At 60.0% G+C, this 17,948-nt stretch carries 17 protein-coding genes; 3 read left to right on the top strand and 14 right to left on the bottom strand.

Annotated elements, in window-relative coordinates:
• Positions 1-6: 6 nt before the first annotated feature.
• The gene (locus FW800_RS11735; protein WP_078822583.1) at positions 7-972 is read right to left on the bottom strand and encodes a GlxA family transcriptional regulator; all 966 of its coding nucleotides are present in this window, start codon (positions 970-972) and stop codon (positions 7-9) included.
• Positions 973-1,212: 240 nt separating this feature from the next.
• On the opposite strand from FW800_RS11735, the gene FW800_RS11740 reads away from it, so the two are divergent.
• Positions 1,213-1,854, top strand: coding sequence for an HD domain-containing protein (locus FW800_RS11740; protein ID WP_446437682.1), 642 nt, complete (start codon positions 1,213-1,215; stop codon positions 1,852-1,854).
• Positions 1,855-1,985: 131 nt separating this feature from the next.
• Here the strand turns inward: FW800_RS11740 and FW800_RS11745 are convergent, their stop codons facing one another.
• The 7 genes from FW800_RS11745 to FW800_RS11775 all read right to left on the bottom strand — a co-directional run bounded on the left by FW800_RS11745 (position 1,986) and on the right by FW800_RS11775 (position 10,261).
• Entirely contained in the window at positions 1,986-2,870 is an 885-nt protein-coding gene (locus FW800_RS11745) for an ABC transporter permease subunit (protein ID WP_003195236.1), read from the bottom strand.
• A complete protein-coding gene (locus FW800_RS11750; RefSeq protein WP_005792353.1) occupies positions 2,867-3,787 on the bottom strand; it encodes an ABC transporter permease subunit in 921 nt (306 codons plus the stop codon). Before FW800_RS11750 ends, FW800_RS11745 begins: the two co-directional genes overlap by 4 nt.
• Positions 3,784-4,926, bottom strand: a complete 1,143-nt coding sequence (locus tag FW800_RS11755; RefSeq protein ID WP_003195240.1) for an ABC transporter ATP-binding protein — start codon at positions 4,924-4,926, stop codon at positions 3,784-3,786. The genes FW800_RS11750 and FW800_RS11755 overlap by 4 nt, the downstream gene beginning before the upstream one ends.
• A 65-nt stretch (positions 4,927-4,991) precedes the next feature.
• On the bottom strand, positions 4,992-6,086 hold the full coding sequence (locus FW800_RS11760; protein ID WP_446437683.1) for a polyamine ABC transporter substrate-binding protein: 1,095 nt from the start codon (positions 6,084-6,086) through the stop codon (positions 4,992-4,994).
• A 149-nt stretch (positions 6,087-6,235) separates the two neighbouring features.
• Positions 6,236-7,330, bottom strand: coding sequence for a polyamine ABC transporter substrate-binding protein (locus FW800_RS11765; RefSeq protein WP_032803992.1), 1,095 nt, complete (start codon positions 7,328-7,330; stop codon positions 6,236-6,238).
• A 149-nt stretch (positions 7,331-7,479) separates the two neighbouring features.
• A complete protein-coding gene (locus FW800_RS11770) occupies positions 7,480-8,844 on the bottom strand; it encodes an aspartate aminotransferase family protein (protein ID WP_103734202.1) in 1,365 nt (454 codons plus the stop codon).
• Between the two features lie 58 nt (positions 8,845-8,902).
• Complete coding sequence (locus FW800_RS11775; protein WP_003195249.1) at positions 8,903-10,261, bottom strand: glutamine synthetase family protein; 1,359 nt, start codon at positions 10,259-10,261, stop codon at positions 8,903-8,905.
• 597 nt (positions 10,262-10,858) lie between these two features.
• Here FW800_RS11775 and FW800_RS11780 point away from each other — a divergent pair.
• Together FW800_RS11780 and FW800_RS11785 are read left to right on the top strand one after the other, a co-directional pair.
• Entirely contained in the window at positions 10,859-12,235 is a 1,377-nt protein-coding gene (locus FW800_RS11780; RefSeq protein WP_003213894.1) for a glutamine synthetase family protein, read from the top strand.
• Positions 12,236-12,465: 230 nt separating this feature from the next.
• Positions 12,466-13,128, top strand: a complete 663-nt coding sequence (locus FW800_RS11785; RefSeq protein ID WP_446437684.1) for a TetR/AcrR family transcriptional regulator — start codon at positions 12,466-12,468, stop codon at positions 13,126-13,128.
• Positions 13,129-13,193: 65 nt separating this feature from the next.
• Here the strand turns inward: FW800_RS11785 and FW800_RS11790 are convergent, their stop codons facing one another.
• The 6 genes from FW800_RS11790 to ssuE form a co-directional block, all read right to left on the bottom strand.
• Positions 13,194-13,409, bottom strand: a complete 216-nt coding sequence (locus tag FW800_RS11790; protein WP_003176783.1) for a TOBE domain-containing protein — start codon at positions 13,407-13,409, stop codon at positions 13,194-13,196.
• 19 nt (positions 13,410-13,428) lie between these two features.
• Positions 13,429-14,235 (bottom strand): aliphatic sulfonates ABC transporter ATP-binding protein, encoded by an 807-nt coding sequence (gene ssuB, locus FW800_RS11795; protein WP_446437685.1) that lies wholly within the window; start codon positions 14,233-14,235, stop codon positions 13,429-13,431.
• On the bottom strand, positions 14,232-15,017 hold the full coding sequence (gene ssuC, locus FW800_RS11800) for an aliphatic sulfonate ABC transporter permease SsuC (RefSeq protein ID WP_032878854.1): 786 nt from the start codon (positions 15,015-15,017) through the stop codon (positions 14,232-14,234). Before ssuC ends, ssuB begins: the two co-directional genes overlap by 4 nt.
• 9 nt (positions 15,018-15,026) lie before the next feature.
• On the bottom strand, positions 15,027-16,175 hold the full coding sequence (gene ssuD / locus FW800_RS11805) for an FMNH2-dependent alkanesulfonate monooxygenase (RefSeq protein WP_446437686.1): 1,149 nt from the start codon (positions 16,173-16,175) through the stop codon (positions 15,027-15,029).
• 25 nt (positions 16,176-16,200) lie between these two features.
• Complete coding sequence (locus tag FW800_RS11810; protein ID WP_032878852.1) at positions 16,201-17,169, bottom strand: sulfonate ABC transporter substrate-binding protein; 969 nt, start codon at positions 17,167-17,169, stop codon at positions 16,201-16,203.
• A 96-nt stretch (positions 17,170-17,265) separates the two neighbouring features.
• The gene (gene ssuE, locus FW800_RS11815; RefSeq protein WP_005792364.1) at positions 17,266-17,859 is read right to left on the bottom strand and encodes an NADPH-dependent FMN reductase; all 594 of its coding nucleotides are present in this window, start codon (positions 17,857-17,859) and stop codon (positions 17,266-17,268) included.
• Positions 17,860-17,948: the final 89 nt, after the last annotated feature.

A 17,948-nucleotide genomic window follows, 5' to 3' on the forward strand; every position in this document is an offset into this window, starting at 1 on the left:
TTATCGCTACACCGGCGCCGCAAAGTTAAGCCTGAACTGTTGCGGCGTGACGCCCAGACGGCGATTGAACACGCTGCGCATGTGCTGGGCGTCGCGAAATCCGCATTGATAGGCCACCGTCTTGAGCGGCGCTTGGCTGCTTTCGAGCATCACCCGCGCCGCATCCACCCGCGCTCTCTCGACAAATTCCGCCGGCGTGATCCGCGCTTCACGGGCGAACACCCGGGAGAAATTGCGCGCACTCATATTGGCCGCCCTGGCCAAATCGGCAATGGTCAAATCCCCGGTCAGGTTGGCCAGCACGTACAACTGCACCAGCGCCACCGCCGAAGTGGCCTCGGCATGGGGTGTGAGAAACGGGCTGAACTGCGATTGCCCGCCCGAGCGTTGGGTGAACACCACCAGGCGCTTGGCCACGCTCAGCGCCACTTCCGGGCCGTGATCCTGGGCCAGCAGGTACAGCGAAAGATCGATACCCGCCGTGACCCCGGCCGAGGTGTAGAGGTTGCCGTCCTGCACATAGAGACGGTCGGCCTCGACCTGGGCAGAAGGGCACAGGCGCGCCAGGCTGGCGGCGTCATTCCAGTGGGTAGTGACGGTTTTACCGTCCAGCAGACCGGCGCGGGCCAGCATGAAGGCGCCGTTGCAGATCGAGCCGAAGCGCTGTGCCCTGGCAGCGGCACCGCGCAGCCACTCATCAAACTGAGGGCCGAAATCTTCGAAAGGCAGTTGCGGGCCGCCCGCTACCAGCAACAGGTCGTAGGGCTGCCGGGCTTCGCTGTAGTGCTTGTGCGCCTGCAATGACAGGCCATTGGAGGCAGCCAGAGTGCCGTGGCCGAAACCGATCACCTCCAGGCGGTAGTGATCGTCGGGCGCCAGGAAGCGGTTGGCCTCGCAGAACACATCCATGGGCCCGGTCACGTCCAGTGACTGGACGCCGGGGAAGATCAGGATCGCGACGGTTTTGTGCATGGGAGACCTTTATCTCTGGGCTGACGCAAAACCCTGTGGGAGCTGGCTTGCCTGCGATGCAGACACCTGGGCTCATCAGGTATACCGAGGTGATGCTATCGCAGGCAAGCCAGCTCCCACATTAGATCGCGCGCAGCCTTGGCGCGATGTGGCAGCACATTGGCCGAAAACGCGCCCTCGTCTCGATAGCTGCGTCGCCCAAGCGCGAACAGACTGGATGCTTTCCAGAGGAGCACCACCATGAACACCACCATCGCCGGCATCAAAATCCCCGACAGCGCCTTGGCCAAAGCCACCACTGAATACATCCGCGACATCGAATCCGACCTGCTGTACCACCACTCGCGCCGGGTATTTCTGTTCGGCGCCTTGAGCGGAGAGCGCAAGCAACTGGCCTACAACCCGGAGCTGCTGTATGTCGGCGCAATGTTCCACGACCTGGGCCTGGTGGAAGGTCATCGCAATGACGACCAGCGTTTCGAAGTGGACGGTGCCAATGCCGCCGCCGCGTTCCTCAAGCCTTACGGGCTGAGCGATGACGATATCGAACAAGTGTGGTTGTCCATCGCCCTGCACACCACACCGGGTGTGCCGCAACACCTGCGCCCCACCGTAGCGCTGGTGACCGCCGGGGTGGAGATGGACGTGCTGGGCATGGACTACACCGCATTTTCCACGGTGCAGCGCGAAGCGGTGGTGCATGCGCATCCACGCGGTGAAGGGTTCAAGGAGTGCATCATCTGCGCGTTTGCCGACGGCTTGCGCCATCGCCCGCAGACCACGTTTGGCAACGTGAAGACCGATGTGCTGGTGGACCAGGAGCCGGGGTTCAGGCCGATGAATTTTGTCGAGGTGATTCGCACGTCGCCGTGGTTGGCGTAGCTGAGTTGAAATGCGATCAAATGTGGGAGGGGGCTTGCCCCCGATAGCGGTGTGTCAGTCAGCAAATCTGATACTGATACACCGCTATCGGGGGCAAGCCCCCTCCCACATTTTTGGCCCAGTTCCGGCAGTTAGACCGGGGCTGGCGCCCGGCGCTTGTCCGGCTGTTGCCAGCCGTCAGCCGCGGCTTCTTCGATGGCTTGCTGGATGGCCTTCTTGCGATGCTCTTCGGCCCGACGGCTGAAGAACCACACCAGGAAGGTCACCAACGACACCGCCAACAGGATCAGGCTCGCCACCGCGTTGATCTCGGGTTTAACCCCAAGGCGCACCGCCGAGAACACTTCCATCGGCAAGGTGGTGGAACCCGGGCCCGATACAAAGCTGGCCAGTACCAGGTCATCCAGGGACAGCGCGAAGGACATCATGCCGCCCGCCGCCAGGGACGGCGCGATCATCGGGATGGTGATCAGGAAAAACACCTTCCACGGCCGCGCGCCCAAATCCATTGCGGCTTCTTCGATCGACAAATCCAGCTCACGCAAGCGCGCCGACACCACTACCGCCACATACGCCGCACAGAACGTCGTGTGCGCGATCCAGATGGTGACGATGCCACGTTCCTGGGGCCAGCCGATCATCTGCGCCATGGCCACGAACAGCAGCAACAGCGACAGGCCGGTGATCACTTCAGGCATCACCAGCGGTGCCGTCACCAGGCCGCCGAACAGCGTACGGCCCTTGAACTGGCTGATCCGCGTCAGCACAAAGGCCGCCAAGGTGCCCAGCGCCACCGCGGCCACCGCCGTGTAGCAGGCGATTTCCAGGGAACGGGCCACCGAGCCCATCAACTGGGTGTTGTCCAGCAGGCCCACGTACCACTTGATCGACCAACCGCCCCACACCGTCACCAGCTTGGATTCGTTGAACGAGTAGATCACCAGGATCAACATCGGCAGGTAGATAAACAACAAGCCTGCGACCAGCATGAAGCTGGAGAAACGAAAGCGCTTCATATCTTGCCCTCCAGCTCTTTGGCCTGGCTGCGGTTGAACAGAATGATCGGCACGATCAGGATCGCCAGCATCACCACGGCCAAGGCAGAAGCCACCGGCCAGTCACGGTTGTTGAAGAATTCCTGCCACAACACTTTACCGATCATCAGGGTTTCCGGGCCGCCGAGCAGTTCAGGGATCACGAACTCGCCCACCACAGGGATAAACACCAACATGCAGCCGGCGATGATGCCGTTCTTGGACAGCGGCACGGTGATTTTCCAGAAGCTGTTGAAGGTGCTCGAACCGAGGTCGGAGGCGGCTTCGAGCAGGCTCTGGTCGTGTTTGACCAGATTTGCGTACAGCGGCAGGATCATGAACGGCAGGTACGAGTAGACCACGCCGATATACACCGCGATGTTGGTGTTGAGGATCTGCAACGGTTCACTGATCAGCCCCATGGACATCAGGAAGCCGTTGAGCAAACCGTTGTTGCTGAGGATGCCCATCCACGCATACACGCGGATCAGGATCGCGGTCCAGGTCGGCATCATGATCAGCAGCACCAGCACGGTCTGCATCTCTTTGCGCGCGGTGGCGATGGCGTAGGCCATCGGGTAGCCGATCAGCAGGCACAGCAGCGTGCTGAAGAACGCCATCTTCAACGAGCCCAGGTAGGCGGCGATGTACAACTCGTCGCCCGCCAACAGGCTGTAGTTGGCCAGGTTCAGCACCACTTGCAGCTTTTGCTCAACGTAGGTGTAGATCTCGGTATAGGGCGGGATCGCCACGTCGGCTTCGGCAAAGCTGATTTTCAATACGATGAAAAACGGCAGTGCGAAAAACAGAAACAGCCAGAGGAATGGAATCCCGATGACCACCTGCTTGCCATTGGGGATTATGCGATCCAAGCGCCGCTTGAATTTCTTCATGTTCATGAGCGAAGTACCACGCCGCTGTCGTCTTCCCACCACACGTAAACCTGATCACCCCAGGTTGGGCGCTGGCCACGGCGTTCGGCGTTGGCGACGAAGGACTGCACCAGCTTGCCACTCGGCAACTCCACGTAGAACACCGAGTGGCCGCCCAGGTAGGCGATATCGTGCACCTTGCCGCTGGACCAGTTGTGCTCGCAGGTTGGCATTTCGGTGGTGACCAGCAGTTTTTCCGGGCGAATCGCGTAGGTCACCGACTTGTCTTCCACCGAAGTAGCGATGCCGTAGCCCACGTAAATGTCGCGATCCAGGTCCGGGCACTTGAGCACCGCATGGCCTTCGGCGTCGTCCACCACCTGGGTGTCGAAGATGTTCACGTTGCCGATGAACTCGCACACCAGGCGGCTGGTTGGGGTTTCGTAGATGTCGATCGGGCTGCCGATCTGGGCGATCCAGCCCAGGTGCATGATCGCAATACGCTCGGCCATGGTCATGGCCTCTTCCTGGTCGTGAGTCACCATCACGCACGTCACCCCGACGCGCTCGATGATCTCTACAAGCTCCAGCTGCATCTGCGAGCGCAGCTTCTTGTCCAGGGCGCCCATTGGCTCATCGAGCAGCAAGAGTTTGGGGCGCTTGGCCAGGGAACGGGCCAGGGCTACACGCTGGCGCTGGCCGCCGGACAGCTGGTGCGGCTTGCGCTTGGCGTATTGGCTCATCTGCACCAGCTTGAGCATCTCGGCCACGCGGGCGTCGACTTCGGCCTTGGGGATCTTGTCCTGCTGCAGGCCGAACGCGATGTTCTGCGCCACGGTCATGTGCGGGAACAGCGCATAGGACTGGAACATCATGTTGATCGGCCGCTCGTAGGGCGGCATGTCGGTAATGTCCACGCCGTCCAGGTAGATGCGGCCTTCGGTTGGGCGCTCGAAACCTGCGAGCATACGCAGCAAGGTGGACTTGCCTGAACCCGAACCGCCGAGCAAGGCGAAGATCTCGCCTTTCTTGATTTCCAGGGACACATCGTCCACCGCAATCGTCTCGTCGAACTTCTTCGTGACCCGGTCGATTTTGACCAGCACCTTTTTCGGTGTCTGGTCGCCCTCGAGGGCTTTCTTATAGGCGCCGGAGGCAACTGCCATTTACGAAACTCCCAAAAAAAGAGTGCAGCTCGCCCAATACGGGCCAGCCTTGGATAGTTTGAGCCTTACTTGCCCGTCTTGACCCTGGTCCAGCTACGGGTCATTAAACGCTGCACTTTCGGGGGTAGCTCGAAGTTGACGAATGTCCGCTCGAGAACCGCCTGCGGTGGGTAAACCGCTGCGTCGGTGCGTATCGATTGTTCCATCAGCTTGTCCGCCCCGGGGTTAGGGTTGGCGTAACCGACGTAATCACTGACCTGGGCGATCACCTCAGGTTGCAGCAAATAGTTGATGAAGGCATGAGCCTCTTTAACGTTGCTCGCATCCTTGGGGATCGCCAGTACGTCAAACCAGAGGTTGCCGCCTTCCTTGGGAATTGCGTAAGCGATGTTCACGCCCTTGCCCGCCTCGGCCGCGCGGGCCTTGGCCTGGAACACATCACCGGAGAAACCGGCAGCCACGCAGATATTGCCGTTGGCCAGGTCCGAGATGTATTTGGAGGAGTGGAAGTAAGTCACGTAGGGCCGCACTTTGAGCAGCTTCTCTTCGGCCTTCTTGTAGTCGGCCGGGTTGGTGCTGTTAGGGTCCAGGCCCATGTAGTTGAGCACTGCCGGCAGCATTTCATCGGCCGAATCCATGAACGACACACCGCAGGTGGCGAGCTTCTTCATGTTTTCCGGTTCGAACAACACCGCCCAGGAATCGATATGGTCGACGCCCAGCACTTCCTTGACCTTATCGACGTTGTAGCCAATGCCATTGGTGCCCCACAGGTACGGCACCGCGTACTGGTTGCCCGGGTCGTTCTTTTCCAAGCGCTTGAGCAGGGCCGGGTCGAGGTTGGCGTAGTTTGTCAGCAGTGACTTGTCGAGCTTCTGGAACGCCCCGGCCTTGATCTGCTTGCCGAGGAAATGGTTGGACGGCACGACCACGTCATAGCCGGTACGCCCGGCGAGCAACTTGCCTTCCAGGGTTTCGTTGGAATCAAACACGTCATACACGGGCTTGATGCCGGTGGCCTTTTCAAAGTTGGCCAGGGTGTCGGGGCCGATGTAGTCCGACCAGTTATAAACATGCACCGTCGATGCGGCCTGCACGCTGACAGCCAGCGTGATACCTGCACCCACCAGCAAGGCTTTGCGAAATAAAGAAATTGGCAAGTGGAGGTCCTCTTAAATAGTTGGGCCCAAAGTTGTTGCCCGGCAACAAAACCGGCGCGCAACTTACCCTCGATAAACCGATCCGGCAAAACTTTCTTTGATCTAATTTGTGGGAGAGGGGCTTACTCCCCTCCCACAGCTGCCAGGGCTTACTTGCCCGACTTGATCTTGGTCCAGCTACGGGTCATTTCACGCTGGGTCGCGGCCGGCAAGTCGGCAATCGCGTAGAGCTTGGCCTGCACGTCCGCCGACGGGTAGATGCCCGGGTCGCTGGTGATGTCTTTGTCTACCAGTGCAGTGGCCTTCTCGTTACCGTTCGGGAAACGCACGCTGTTGGTGATGCTCGCCATCACTTCCGGCTTGAGCAGGTAATTCATGAAGGTGTAGGCGGCCTCGACGTTTTCGGCATCCTTGGGGATAGCGACCATGTCGAAGAAGCTGCCGGCGCCTTCTTTCGGAATGTCGTAGGCCACTTTGACTTTGCCACCGGCTTCAGCCGCCCGGGACTTGGCTTGCTGGATGTCACCCGAGTAACCCACGGCCACGCAGATGTTGCCGTTGGCGAGGTCGGAAATGTACTTGGACGAGTGGAAGTAACCGATCGAAGGACGGATCTTCAAGAACAGGTCTTCAGCCTGCTTGAGATCGGCTTTCTTCTGGCTGTCGGTCGGCAGGCCCAGGTAATGCAGCGCGATTGGCAGCATTTCGGTTGGCGAGTCGAGGAAGCTCACGCCGCAGCTTTTCAGCTTGGCGATGTTTTCCGGCTTCATCAGCACATCCCACGAATCGATCTTGTCCACGCCCAGCGCGGCCTTGACCTTCTCCGGGTTGTAACCGATGCCGATCGAACCCCACATGTACGGGAACGCGTGCTTGTTGTCCGGGTCGCTGACCGACACGGCCTTGAGCAGGGATTTGTTCAGGTTGCTGTAGTTAGGCAGCTTGGACGTGTCCAACTCCTGGTACACGCCGGCCTTGATCTGCTTGGCCAGGAAGTTGTTCGACGGCACAACGATGTCGTAGCCGGACTTGCCTGCCAGCAACTTGGCTTCCAGGGTCTCGTTGCTGTCGAACACGTCGTACACCACCTTGATGCCCGACTCTTTTTCAAAGTTGGCGATGGTGTCCGGTGCAATGTAGTCAGACCAGTTGTACACGTGCAGCACTTTATTGTCTGCCTGGGCCGCGCCCGCCATTGCGCCCATCAGGGACAAGGCGAGGAGGGTCTTGCCAGCGTTTTTCAAACCTAATGCCTTCATTGGGTGATGCTCCGATTTTTCTTTTTTGGGCCGCACATTGTTTATGTTTCGGGCCCAGCCAAAGGGCAACAAAACAGGACGACAGTCTGGCAAGTTCAGGGGCCCGCTTTCAACCGGCCCCCGCATTTATCTACTCAGCCCTGCAATGCCGCCAACGTCAGGTCCAGGCAATGACGGGCCTTGGTCACCAGCTCGTCGATTTCTGCCTGGCTGATCACCAGCGGCGGTGAAATGATCATGGTGTCGCCCACGGCGCGCATGATCAGGCCATTCTCGAAGCAGAAGGTTCGGCAGATCATGCCGGCGCCCTTGCCTTCATGACGCTTGCGCGTGGCCTTGTCCTGCACCAGCTCGATCGCACCGAGCATACCCACGCCGCGCACTTCGCCCACCAGCGGGTGGTCAGCCAGCTCCCTCAGACGTTTCTGCAAATACGGTGCCGTTTCGTCGTGTACACGGCTGACGATTTTTTCATCGCGCAGGATACGGATGTTTTCCAGGGCCACGGCCGCTGCGACCGGGTGGCCGGAGTAGGTAAAACCGTGGTTGAAATCGCCCCCTTCGTTGAGCACCGCCACCACTTCGTCGCGCACGATCAGGCCGCCCATGGGCACGTAGCCTGAGGTCAGGCCCTTGGCGATGGTCATCATGTGTGGCTTGAGGTCGTAGAAATCGCTACCGAACCACTCACCGGTACGGCCGAAACCGCAGATCACTTCGTCGGCGACAAACAGGATGTCGTACTTGGCGAGAATTTCCTTGATGCGCGGCCAGTAGGTGGCGGGTGGCACGATCACGCCACCGGCTCCCTGGATCGGCTCGGCGATAAAGGCGCCGACGTTGTCCACGCCCAACTCCAGAATCTTCTCTTCCAGCTGGTTGGCGGCCCAGATCCCGAATTCTTCAGGGCTCATGTCGCCGCCTTCGCCAAACCAGTAGGGTTGAGCGATGTGGGTGATGCCCGGGATAGGCAGGTCGCCCTGCTCATGCATATAAGTCATGCCACCCAGGCTGGCGCCGGCCACGGTGGAACCGTGGTAGCCGTTCTTGCGGGCAATGATGGTTTTCTTGTTCGGCTGGCCCTTGATCGCCCAGTAGTGGCGGACCATGCGCAACATGGTGTCGTTGCCTTCGGAGCCGGAGCCGGTGAAGAACACATGGTTCATGCCGGCGGGCGCGACTTCGGAAATGACTTTGGCCAGTTCAAGCACCGGCGGGTGTGCGGTCTGGAAGAACAGGTTGTAGTACGGCAGCTCTTTCATCTGTTTGGCGGCGGCGTCAGCCAGTTCGTCGCGACCATAGCCAATCGCCACGCACCACAGGCCGGCCATGCCGTCGAGGATCTTGTTGCCTTCGCTGTCCCACAGGTAAACACCGTGGGCTTTGGTGATGATCCTTGGGCCTTTCTCTTTCAATTGCTTGAAATCGCTGAACGGCGCCAGGTGGTGATCATTGCTCAAGGCTTGCCATTCACGGGTTTGCGGGTTGTTGCTGGACATACCAATCTCCTAGACTTTTCAGGTGAAGGCGCGTCTTTCCTACGACGCGCCCGGCGCATCAGACGGCGAAGAGCAGGAATTCCCGCTCCCACGAACTGATCACGCGCTTGAAGTTTTCATGCTCGGCCCGCTTGACCGCGACGTAGCCTGTGATGAACTTTTGCCCCAGGTATTTCTCGATGGTCTTGCTGTTTTCCATACGCTCAAGGGCATCTTCGATGGTCAACGGCAGACGCAGATTGCGGCGCTCGTAACCACGGCCGACTACTGGCGCGCTCGGGTTGTGGCCTTCGACCATGCCGATGTAGCCGCACAGCAGGCTGGCGGCAATCGCCAGGTAGGGGTTGGCATCGGCGCCCGGCAGGCGGTTCTCCACGCGGCGGTTCTGTGGGCCGGCATCTGGAACGCGCAGGCCGACGGTGCGGTTCTCTTCGCCCCACTCCACGTTCACCGGCGCCGAGGTGTCGGGCAGGAAGCGGCGGAACGAGTTCACGTTCGGGGCGAACAGCGGCAGCAACTCAGGGATGAACTTCTGCAGGCCACCAATGTGGTTGAGAAACAGCTGGCTCATGGTCCCGTCTTCATTGGAGAAGACGTTCTTGCCGGTGGCGATGTCGATGATGCTCTGGTGCAGGTGCATCGCGCTGCCGGGCTCGCCGGTCATCGGCTTGGCCATAAAGGTGGCAGCCACGTCGTGCTTGAGCGCGGCTTCACGCATGGTGCGCTTGAACACCAGGATCTGGTCGGCCAGGGACAGGGCATCGCCGTGACGGAAGTTGATTTCCATCTGCGCGGTGCCGTCTTCGTGGATCAGAGTGTCGAGGTCCAGCTCCTGCAGCTCGCACCAGTCGTAGACGTCTTCGAACAGCGGGTCGAATTCGTTGGCTGCTTCTATAGAGAAAGACTGGCGGCCAGTCTCCGGGCGCCCGGAACGGCCAATCGGCGGTTGCAGCGGAAAGTCCGGGTCTTCGCAACGCTTGGTCAGGTAGAACTCCATCTCCGGCGCCACGATGGGCTGCCAGCCGCGGTCGGAGTAGAGTTTGAGGACTTTCTTGAGCACGTTGCGCGGCGACAGCTCGATCGGGTTGCCTTGCTTGTCGTAGGTGTCGTGGATCACCTGGGCAGTGGGCTCGATGGCCCAGGGCACCAGGAATACCGCGTTCTGGTCGGGGCGGCAGATCATGTCGATGTCGGCCGGGTCGAGCAATTCGTAATAGATGTCGTCTTCGACATAGTCGCCGGTCACGGTCTGCAACAGAACGCTTTCGGGCAGGCGCATGCCTTTTTCGGCGATGAACTTGTTGGTCGGCGAGATCTTGCCCCGGGTAATACCGGTGAGGTCGCCAATCATGCATTCGACTTCTGTGATCTTGTGGTCTTTCAACCAATCGGTGAGCTGGTCGAGGTTGTTACTCATAAATGCCTCTGGGCTGGGTTTCCTGGCATCCGTTAAAAGCCAGGCGTTGGTTGACGCAGCATCCGCGTCGTTTGTTCATTCAGGGTAGGAGCTTACCTGCCATTTGCCCAAGGGTTGCATTCCTCACGCCAAAGTTGTGCAGAATCATGATCGGCACGGCGAATATGGGCGGGTGGGTGGCGCAGGCGTTGGCAAAGAGGAGGTCGGACGGGCCGTCAAGAATATTGGCCGGTGCGTGAGCATTCACGCGGGACGAACGGACTGCGCACAATGTGTGGCGCAAGCACGCAGAGACGCCGAATGGCGGCAGGTGAAACATGAAGCACCCCGGTATTATTGCTGTTATGGGTTTGAATCGAGCTTAGCCTTGTTCATTTTTTTACACAACACCCCCGTAAAAAATACAACACGGCCCGCTCAAGCCTGCAGGTCCAAAGACCTTTAAACCCAAAAAACCGCCCCAAAAAGCCCCAAAAAAGGCTTCATGGCGCTTTTTTAGGGCAAAAAATGCCTCGCTTGACTTCGGCAAGCCGTTCGGGTTGACTGAAACCAGAAAAGATCAATGATTGATATTTTTAACAACAAAGGTGTTGCATCATGTCGGTACCCCCGCGTGCCGTTCAGCTTAACGAAGCGAACGCGTTCCTTAAGGATCATCCTGAGGTTCTGTACGTAGACCTTCTAATTGCGGATATGAATGGTGTGGTGCGCGGCAAGCGCATCGAACGCACCAGCCTCCACAAGGTTTACGAGAAGGGCATTAACCTGCCTGCCTCTTTATTTGCCCTGGATATCAATGGCTCGACGGTGGAAAGCACCGGCCTGGGCCTGGACATCGGTGATGCTGACCGAATCTGTTATCCAATCCCCGACACCCTGTGCAATGAACCCTGGCAAAAGCGCCCTACCGCGCAATTGCTGATGACCATGCACGAACTTGAAGGTGAACCTTTCTTCGCCGACCCGCGCGAAGTGCTCCGCCAAGTTGTAAGCAAGTTTGACGACCTCGGTCTGACCATCTGCGCCGCCTTCGAGCTTGAGTTCTACCTGATCGACCAGGAGAACGTGAACGGCCGCCCACAACCGCCCCGCTCGCCGATCTCCGGCAAACGCCCGCACTCGACACAGGTGTACCTGATCGACGACCTCGACGAATACGTCGACTGCCTCCAGGACATTCTGGAAGGTGCCAAGGAGCAAGGCATTCCGGCCGATGCCATCGTCAAGGAAAGTGCCCCGGCGCAGTTCGAAGTGAACCTGCACCACGTGGCCGACCCGATCAAGGCCTGCGACTACGCAGTACTGCTCAAGCGCCTGATCAAGAACATCGCCTACGACCATGAGATGGACACCACCTTCATGGCCAAGCCTTACCCAGGCCAGGCAGGCAACGGGTTGCACGTACACATCTCCATTCTGGACAAGGACGGCAAGAACATCTTTGCCAGCGAGGATCCCGAGCAGAACGCCGCATTGCGTCACGCGATCGGCGGTGTGCTGGAGACCCTGCCCGCCCAAATGGCGTTCCTGTGCCCCAACGTCAACTCCTACCGTCGTTTCGGCGCACAGTTCTATGTGCCGAACTCGCCGTGCTGGGGCCTGGACAACCGCACCGTAGCGATTCGCGTACCCACCGGCTCTTCCGATGCCGTGCGTATCGAACACCGCGTGGCCGGTGCCGATGCCAACCCTTATCTGCTGATGGCTTCGGTCCTGGCGGGTGTACACCACGGTCTGACCAACAAGATCGAACCGGGCGCTCCGGTGGAAGGCAACAGCTACGAGCAGAACGAGCAAAGCCTGCCGAACAACCTGCGCGATGCCCTGCGCGAGTTGGACGACAGCGAGGTGATGGCCAAGTACATCGATCCTAAATACATCGATATCTTTGTTGCCTGTAAGGAAAGTGAGCTGGAAGAGTTTGAACACTCCATCTCCGACCTTGAGTACAACTGGTACCTGCATACCGTGTAAGTGGTTGCAGCTGTGAAAAAACGCTACAGGCCTTTGGGCTGTGGCGTTTTTTTATGGGTTTATCCTGGGAGACCGAGTCGACCTCATCGGGGGCAAGCCCCCTCCCACACTGACCGAGTTCCACACTTGGAATGGGGTCAACTGTGGGAGGGGGCTTGCTCCCGATGGCGGTCTGGAAGACAACACACCTCCCTGCTCATACAATGCCCGCTGCCTTGTAGGAGACTTCCATGCCCACCCGCCCCGCCACGCCTCGCAAACCCCGCGCCCGCAGCCAGGCGCGGATCGACGCGATCCTCGACGCCGCCCGCACCTTGCTGGCCACCGAAGGCGTGGCGAGTTTGTCGATCTACAGCGTGGCCGACCGGGCGCAGATTCCACCGTCGTCGGTGTATCACTTCTTCGCCAGTGTGCCGGCGTTGCTGGAGGCGTTGACTTCTGACGTACACGCCGCTTTCCGCGCCGCCATCCAGGCGCCTATCGAGCATGAGTCACTCAGGCATTGGCGCGACCTGTCCTGCATCGTTGAACAACGCATGCTCACCGTTTATGACCAGGACGCCGCTGCACGCCAGTTGATCCTGGCCCAACACGGGCTGACCGAAGTCACCCAGGCCGATCGTCAGCATGACCTGGAGTTGGGGGACTTGATGCTGGAGGTGTTCAACCGCCACTTCGAAGTGCCGAGCTTGCCCAAGGACGTAGATGTATTTGCCCTGGCGCTGGAGCTGAGCGACCGCGTGTATGCGCGCTCAGTGCATCAGCATGGGCTGATTACGCCGCGTATGGCTGAGGAAGGAATGCGGGTGTTTGATGCCTATGTGGGGCTCTACTTACCCGCATATTTGTCCAAACGGGCCTCATCGCAGGCAAGCCAGCTCCCACATTTTTGATCTGTGAATACATTCAAATGTGGGAGCTGGCTTGCCTGCGATAGCGAGCTCAAGAGCGACGCGAATCACAATTTTGCAATCGACACCTCAGTCGATTTCACAAAGGCAATCACTTCACTGCCAATCACCAGCTCCAGCTCTTTCACCGAGCGAGTGGTAATCACCGAAGTGACGATGCCCGAGGCAGTCTGTACATCGATTTCCGACAGTACGTCACCGACCACGATTTCCTTGATGGTGCCTTTGAACTGGTTACGCACGTTGATGGCTTTAATAGTCATGATGTTTTTCCTGTGTGGGTTATTGAGCCCAACGCAATTGCGTCGGCAGCGGTGAAACAGGTTCGGGTTCCGGCGGTGAACCGGGCAGCGACAGCACGCGGTTGAGCACCTCGGCCTCCAACGCGGCCAGGCGGTGTGAACCACGGGCCCGTGGGCGTGGCAGGTCGACGGCGAGGTCGAGACCGATTTCGCCGTCTTCGATCAGAATCACCCGGTCGGCAATCGCCACGGCTTCGCTGACATCGTGGGTCACCAGCAACACAGTGAAACCGTGCTTGCGCCAGAGGTTCTCGATCAGTTGCTGCATCTCGATGCGAGTCAGGGCATCCAGCGCCCCCAGCGGCTCGTCGAGCAGCAACAGCCGCGGCTGGTGAATCAGCGCACGGGCCAACGCCACACGCTGCTTCTGGCCACCGGACAAGGCCGCCGGCCATTCATTGGCGCGCTCGGCCAGGCCCACCGCTTCCAGGGCCTCCAGCGCCCTGGGGCGCCAGTTGCCCGAAAGGCCGAGGCCGACGTTGTCGATGATCTTTTTCCACGGCAGCAAACGCGCTTCCTGGAACATCAATCGTGTGTCTTCAATCGCCTCGTGCAGCGGCGCGGAGCCGGCCAGCAGCTCGCCGCCACTGGCCTTGTCCAGCCCCGCCAGCAGGCGCAACAAGGTACTCTTGCCGCAGCCGCTGCGACCTACCACGGCCACGAATTGACCGGCCGGAATATGCAGGTCGATGTCCTTGAGCACTTCGCGAGTGCCGAAGGATTTGCGCAACTTGCGCACCGCCAGGGGAATGCCCTTGAGCAGGCGCGGGGGTTGTTGAGCTGTCATGCCGCACCTCCTTTGACTTGATACGCCGGGTGCCAGCGCAGCCATACCCGTTCCAGGCCACGCGCCGCCAGGTCGGCGAGTTTGCCGAGGATCGCGTACATCACGATGGCCAGCACCACCACATCGGTTTGCAGGAACTCACGGGCATTCATCGCCAGGTAACCGATGCCGGAACTGGCCGAGATGGTTTCCGCCACGATCAGCGTCAGCCACATAAAGCCCAGGGCAAAGCGCACGCCCACCAGGATCGACGGCAGCGCGCCAGGCAGGATGACTTGCCAGAACAGGCTGAACCCCGACAGGCCATAGCTGCGCGACATTTCCACCAGCGCCGGGTCGACGTTGCGGATACCGTGATAGGTGTTCAGGTAGATCGGGAACAACGTGCCCAGGGCCACCAGGAAAATCTTCGCGGTCTCGTCAATGCCGAACCACAGGATCACCAGTGGAATCAGCGCCAGGTGCGGCACGTTACGAATCATCTGCACAGAGCTGTCCAGCAAGCGCTCGCCCCACTTCGACAACCCGGTGATAAAGCCCAGGGCCAAACCAATGCTGCCGCCGATCACAAAGCCCAGGCCGGCACGCCAGCCACTGATGGCCAGGTGTGTCCAGATTTCGCCGCTGACCACCAGGTTGACTCCGGCTTCGATCACCGCACTCGGCGCTGGCAGGATGCGCGTCGACAACCACCCCGCCGACACCGACAACTGCCACACCGCCAGCAACAAGATCGGCAGCACCCAGGGCGCCACGCGATGGCTGAATTTTTCAAAGTCCATAACGGCGCCTCAACTCTGTGACGCAGCTTTGGGAAGGATGTCGTTGGCGACCATCTCGCCAAACGGGCTGACGTAACCGGCGCTTTTCGGCAACTCGGGACGTTCGATATCCAGATGCGGAAACAACAGTTCGGCGACCCGATACGACTCTTCCAGGTGTGGATAACCGGAGAAGATAAAGGTGTCGATACCCAGGTCCGCGTATTCCTTGACCCGCGCCGCAACCGCTGGGCCATCGCCGACCAGCGCCGTGCCTGCCCCGCCACGCACCAGGCCGACGCCGGCCCACAGGTTGGGGCTGACCTCCAGGTTGTCACGGCTGCCGCCATGCAAAGCGGCCATGCGTTGCTGACCGACCGAATCGAAACGCGCCAGCGACGCCTGGGCGCGGGCAATGGTGTCGTCGTCCAGATGGGAGATGAGTTTGTCGGCGGCTTTCCAGGCCTCTTCGTTGGTCTCGCGCACAATCACATGCAGGCGAATGCCGAAGCGCAGGGTACGCCCGAGTTTCTCGGCCTTGGCGCGAACCTGGGCGATTTTTTCCGCGACAGCAGCCGGCGGCTCGCCCCAGGTCAGGACCATTTCCACCTGCTCGGCCGCCAGGTCCTGGGCCGCTTCGGAGGAACCGCCGAAGTACAGCGGCGGGCGCGGTTGCTGGACTGGTGGGTAGAGCAGCTTGGCGCCTTTGACGCTGATGTGCTCGCCGTCGTAGTCCACGGTTTCGCCTTCGAGCACGCGGCGCCAGATGCGCGTGAACTCCACCGATGCCTGATAGCGTTCTTCGTGGCTGAGGAACAAGCCATCGCCAGCCAACTCTTCCGGGTCACCGCCAGTTACCAGGTTGAATAACGCACGACCACCGGACAACCGGTCCAGGGTGGCGGCCTGGCGTGCGGCCACCGTCGGGGAAATGATCCCGGGGCGCAGAGCAACCAGGAATTTCAAACGCTGGGTCACTGGAATCAGCGAGGCAGCCACCAGCCACGAGTCTTCGCAGGAGCGACCGGTAGGGATCAACACCCCGCCGAAACCCAGGCGGTCAGCGGCCTGGGCCACTTGTTGCAAATAACCGTGATCGACGGCGCGGGCGCCTTCGGCGGTGCCAAGGTAATGGCCGTCGCCGTGGGTAGGCAAGAACCAGAAAATATTGAGGCTCATGGAGTTGTCTCCTGAAGGAATCGGATTACGGCGCTTTGGCAACCGCGGCGGGTGGCGTCCAGATCACGTCCTTGATGCTCAAGGGCTTGGGGATCAGTTTGAGCTGGTAGAAGCTGTCGGCGATTTTCTGCTGGGCCGCGACCACTTCCGGGGTCAGGAACAGCGCACCGTAGCCCTGGCGTTTCACCGAGGTCAGGGTGATGTCGGCGGGCAGGCCCAGCAGCGGTGCGACTTGTTCGGTGACTTCCTGCGGGTTGGCCTTGGACCACTCGCCCACCGCGCGCACTTCTTCCACCAGCGCCCTGATCACTTCAGGGTGTTGCTCGGCGTAGGGTTTGGTGGCCAGGTAGAACTGATGGTTGTCGGCAATGCCGGTGCCGTCACGCAGGGTACGGGCTTGCAGTTGTTTCTCGGCGGCGGCCTGGTACGGGTCCCAGATCACCCAGGCATCCACACTGCCGCGCTCGAAGGCGGCACGGGCATCGGCAGGTGGCAGGAATACGGTTTTCACGTCGGTGTAGTTGAGGCCGGCATCTTCCAGGGCTCGCACCAGCAGGTAATGCACGTTGGAGCCTTTGTTGAGCACAACCTTTTTGCCTTTGAGCTCGGCGACCGATTTGATCGGTGAGTCTTTGGGCACCAGGATCGCTTCACTGGTAGGCGCAGGCGGTTCGTAGGCGACGTAAAGCAAGTCGGCGCCGGCCGCCTGAGCAAACACCGGTGGCGTTTCACCGGTGACGCCAAAGTCGATGGAGCCGACATTCAGGCCCTCAAGCAACTGCGGGCCGCCGGGAAACTCGGTCCACTGCACCTGCACGCCTTGGGCGGCCAGGCGTTTTTCCAGCGTGCCCTTGGCCTTGAGCAGCACCAGGGTGCCGTACTTCTGATAACCGATCCGCAGGGTCTCGGCGGCTTGGGCTTGAACAATGGCGCCGAAGGACACAGCCGCAGCAAACAGTGCGACCAGACCACGACGCAAGATGACAGTGCGCATGGCGCTCTCTCCACAGTTGCGATTAGGGTTTTGGCTGCACCTGCTTGGCCGTTGGCGGCTGAGTAAGGTGAGTGTTTCTCGATTCGGGGGTAAGGCTCAGATGCTCCAGCGAGCACTCAACAAACGTTCATTCAACACGTCCGGATCCAGCGGTTTCGGGCGACGCGCCATGGCGCTATAGAGCTGCTCCAGGGCTTCGTGCAAACGTTTCTCAAGCACTGGCACCAACTGCGCCTGAACACTGCCTTCGCCGTAAGCGATCTGACTGTCTTCGGCGAAAATGCCGTGGAGCAATTCCTGGGCTTTGAGAGCCGACAGCACCGGCTTCAGGGCGTAGTCCACCGCCAGCATGTGGGCGATGCTGCCGCCGGTAGCCATCGGCAATACCACCTTATGGGCCAAGGCACGTTCGGGCAGCAGGTCCAGCACGGTTTTCAGCGCACCGGAGAACGATGCCTTGTACACCGGCGTGGCGATCACCAGGCCGTCGGCATTGGCCACCTGTTGCAACAGGTCGATGACCTTGGGGCTGTCGAACCGTGCGTGCAGCAAGTCTTCAGCCGGGAAGTCGCGTATCTGGTAACTCACCACCTCTACGCCCTGCTGTTGCAGCCATTGACGGGTTTTATCCAGCAACACCCCGGAGCGCGAACGCTGGCTGGGACTGCCTCCAAGTGTTACGACCAGCATGTAGGAAATTCCTTGAGCAAGTGTCGGCGGTTCGCTGTGCGGCGATGGCGCCAAGATGGGATAGACCTTATCAGCAGATTTATATATCT

This window comes from Pseudomonas sp. 910_23 (assembly GCF_052850795.1).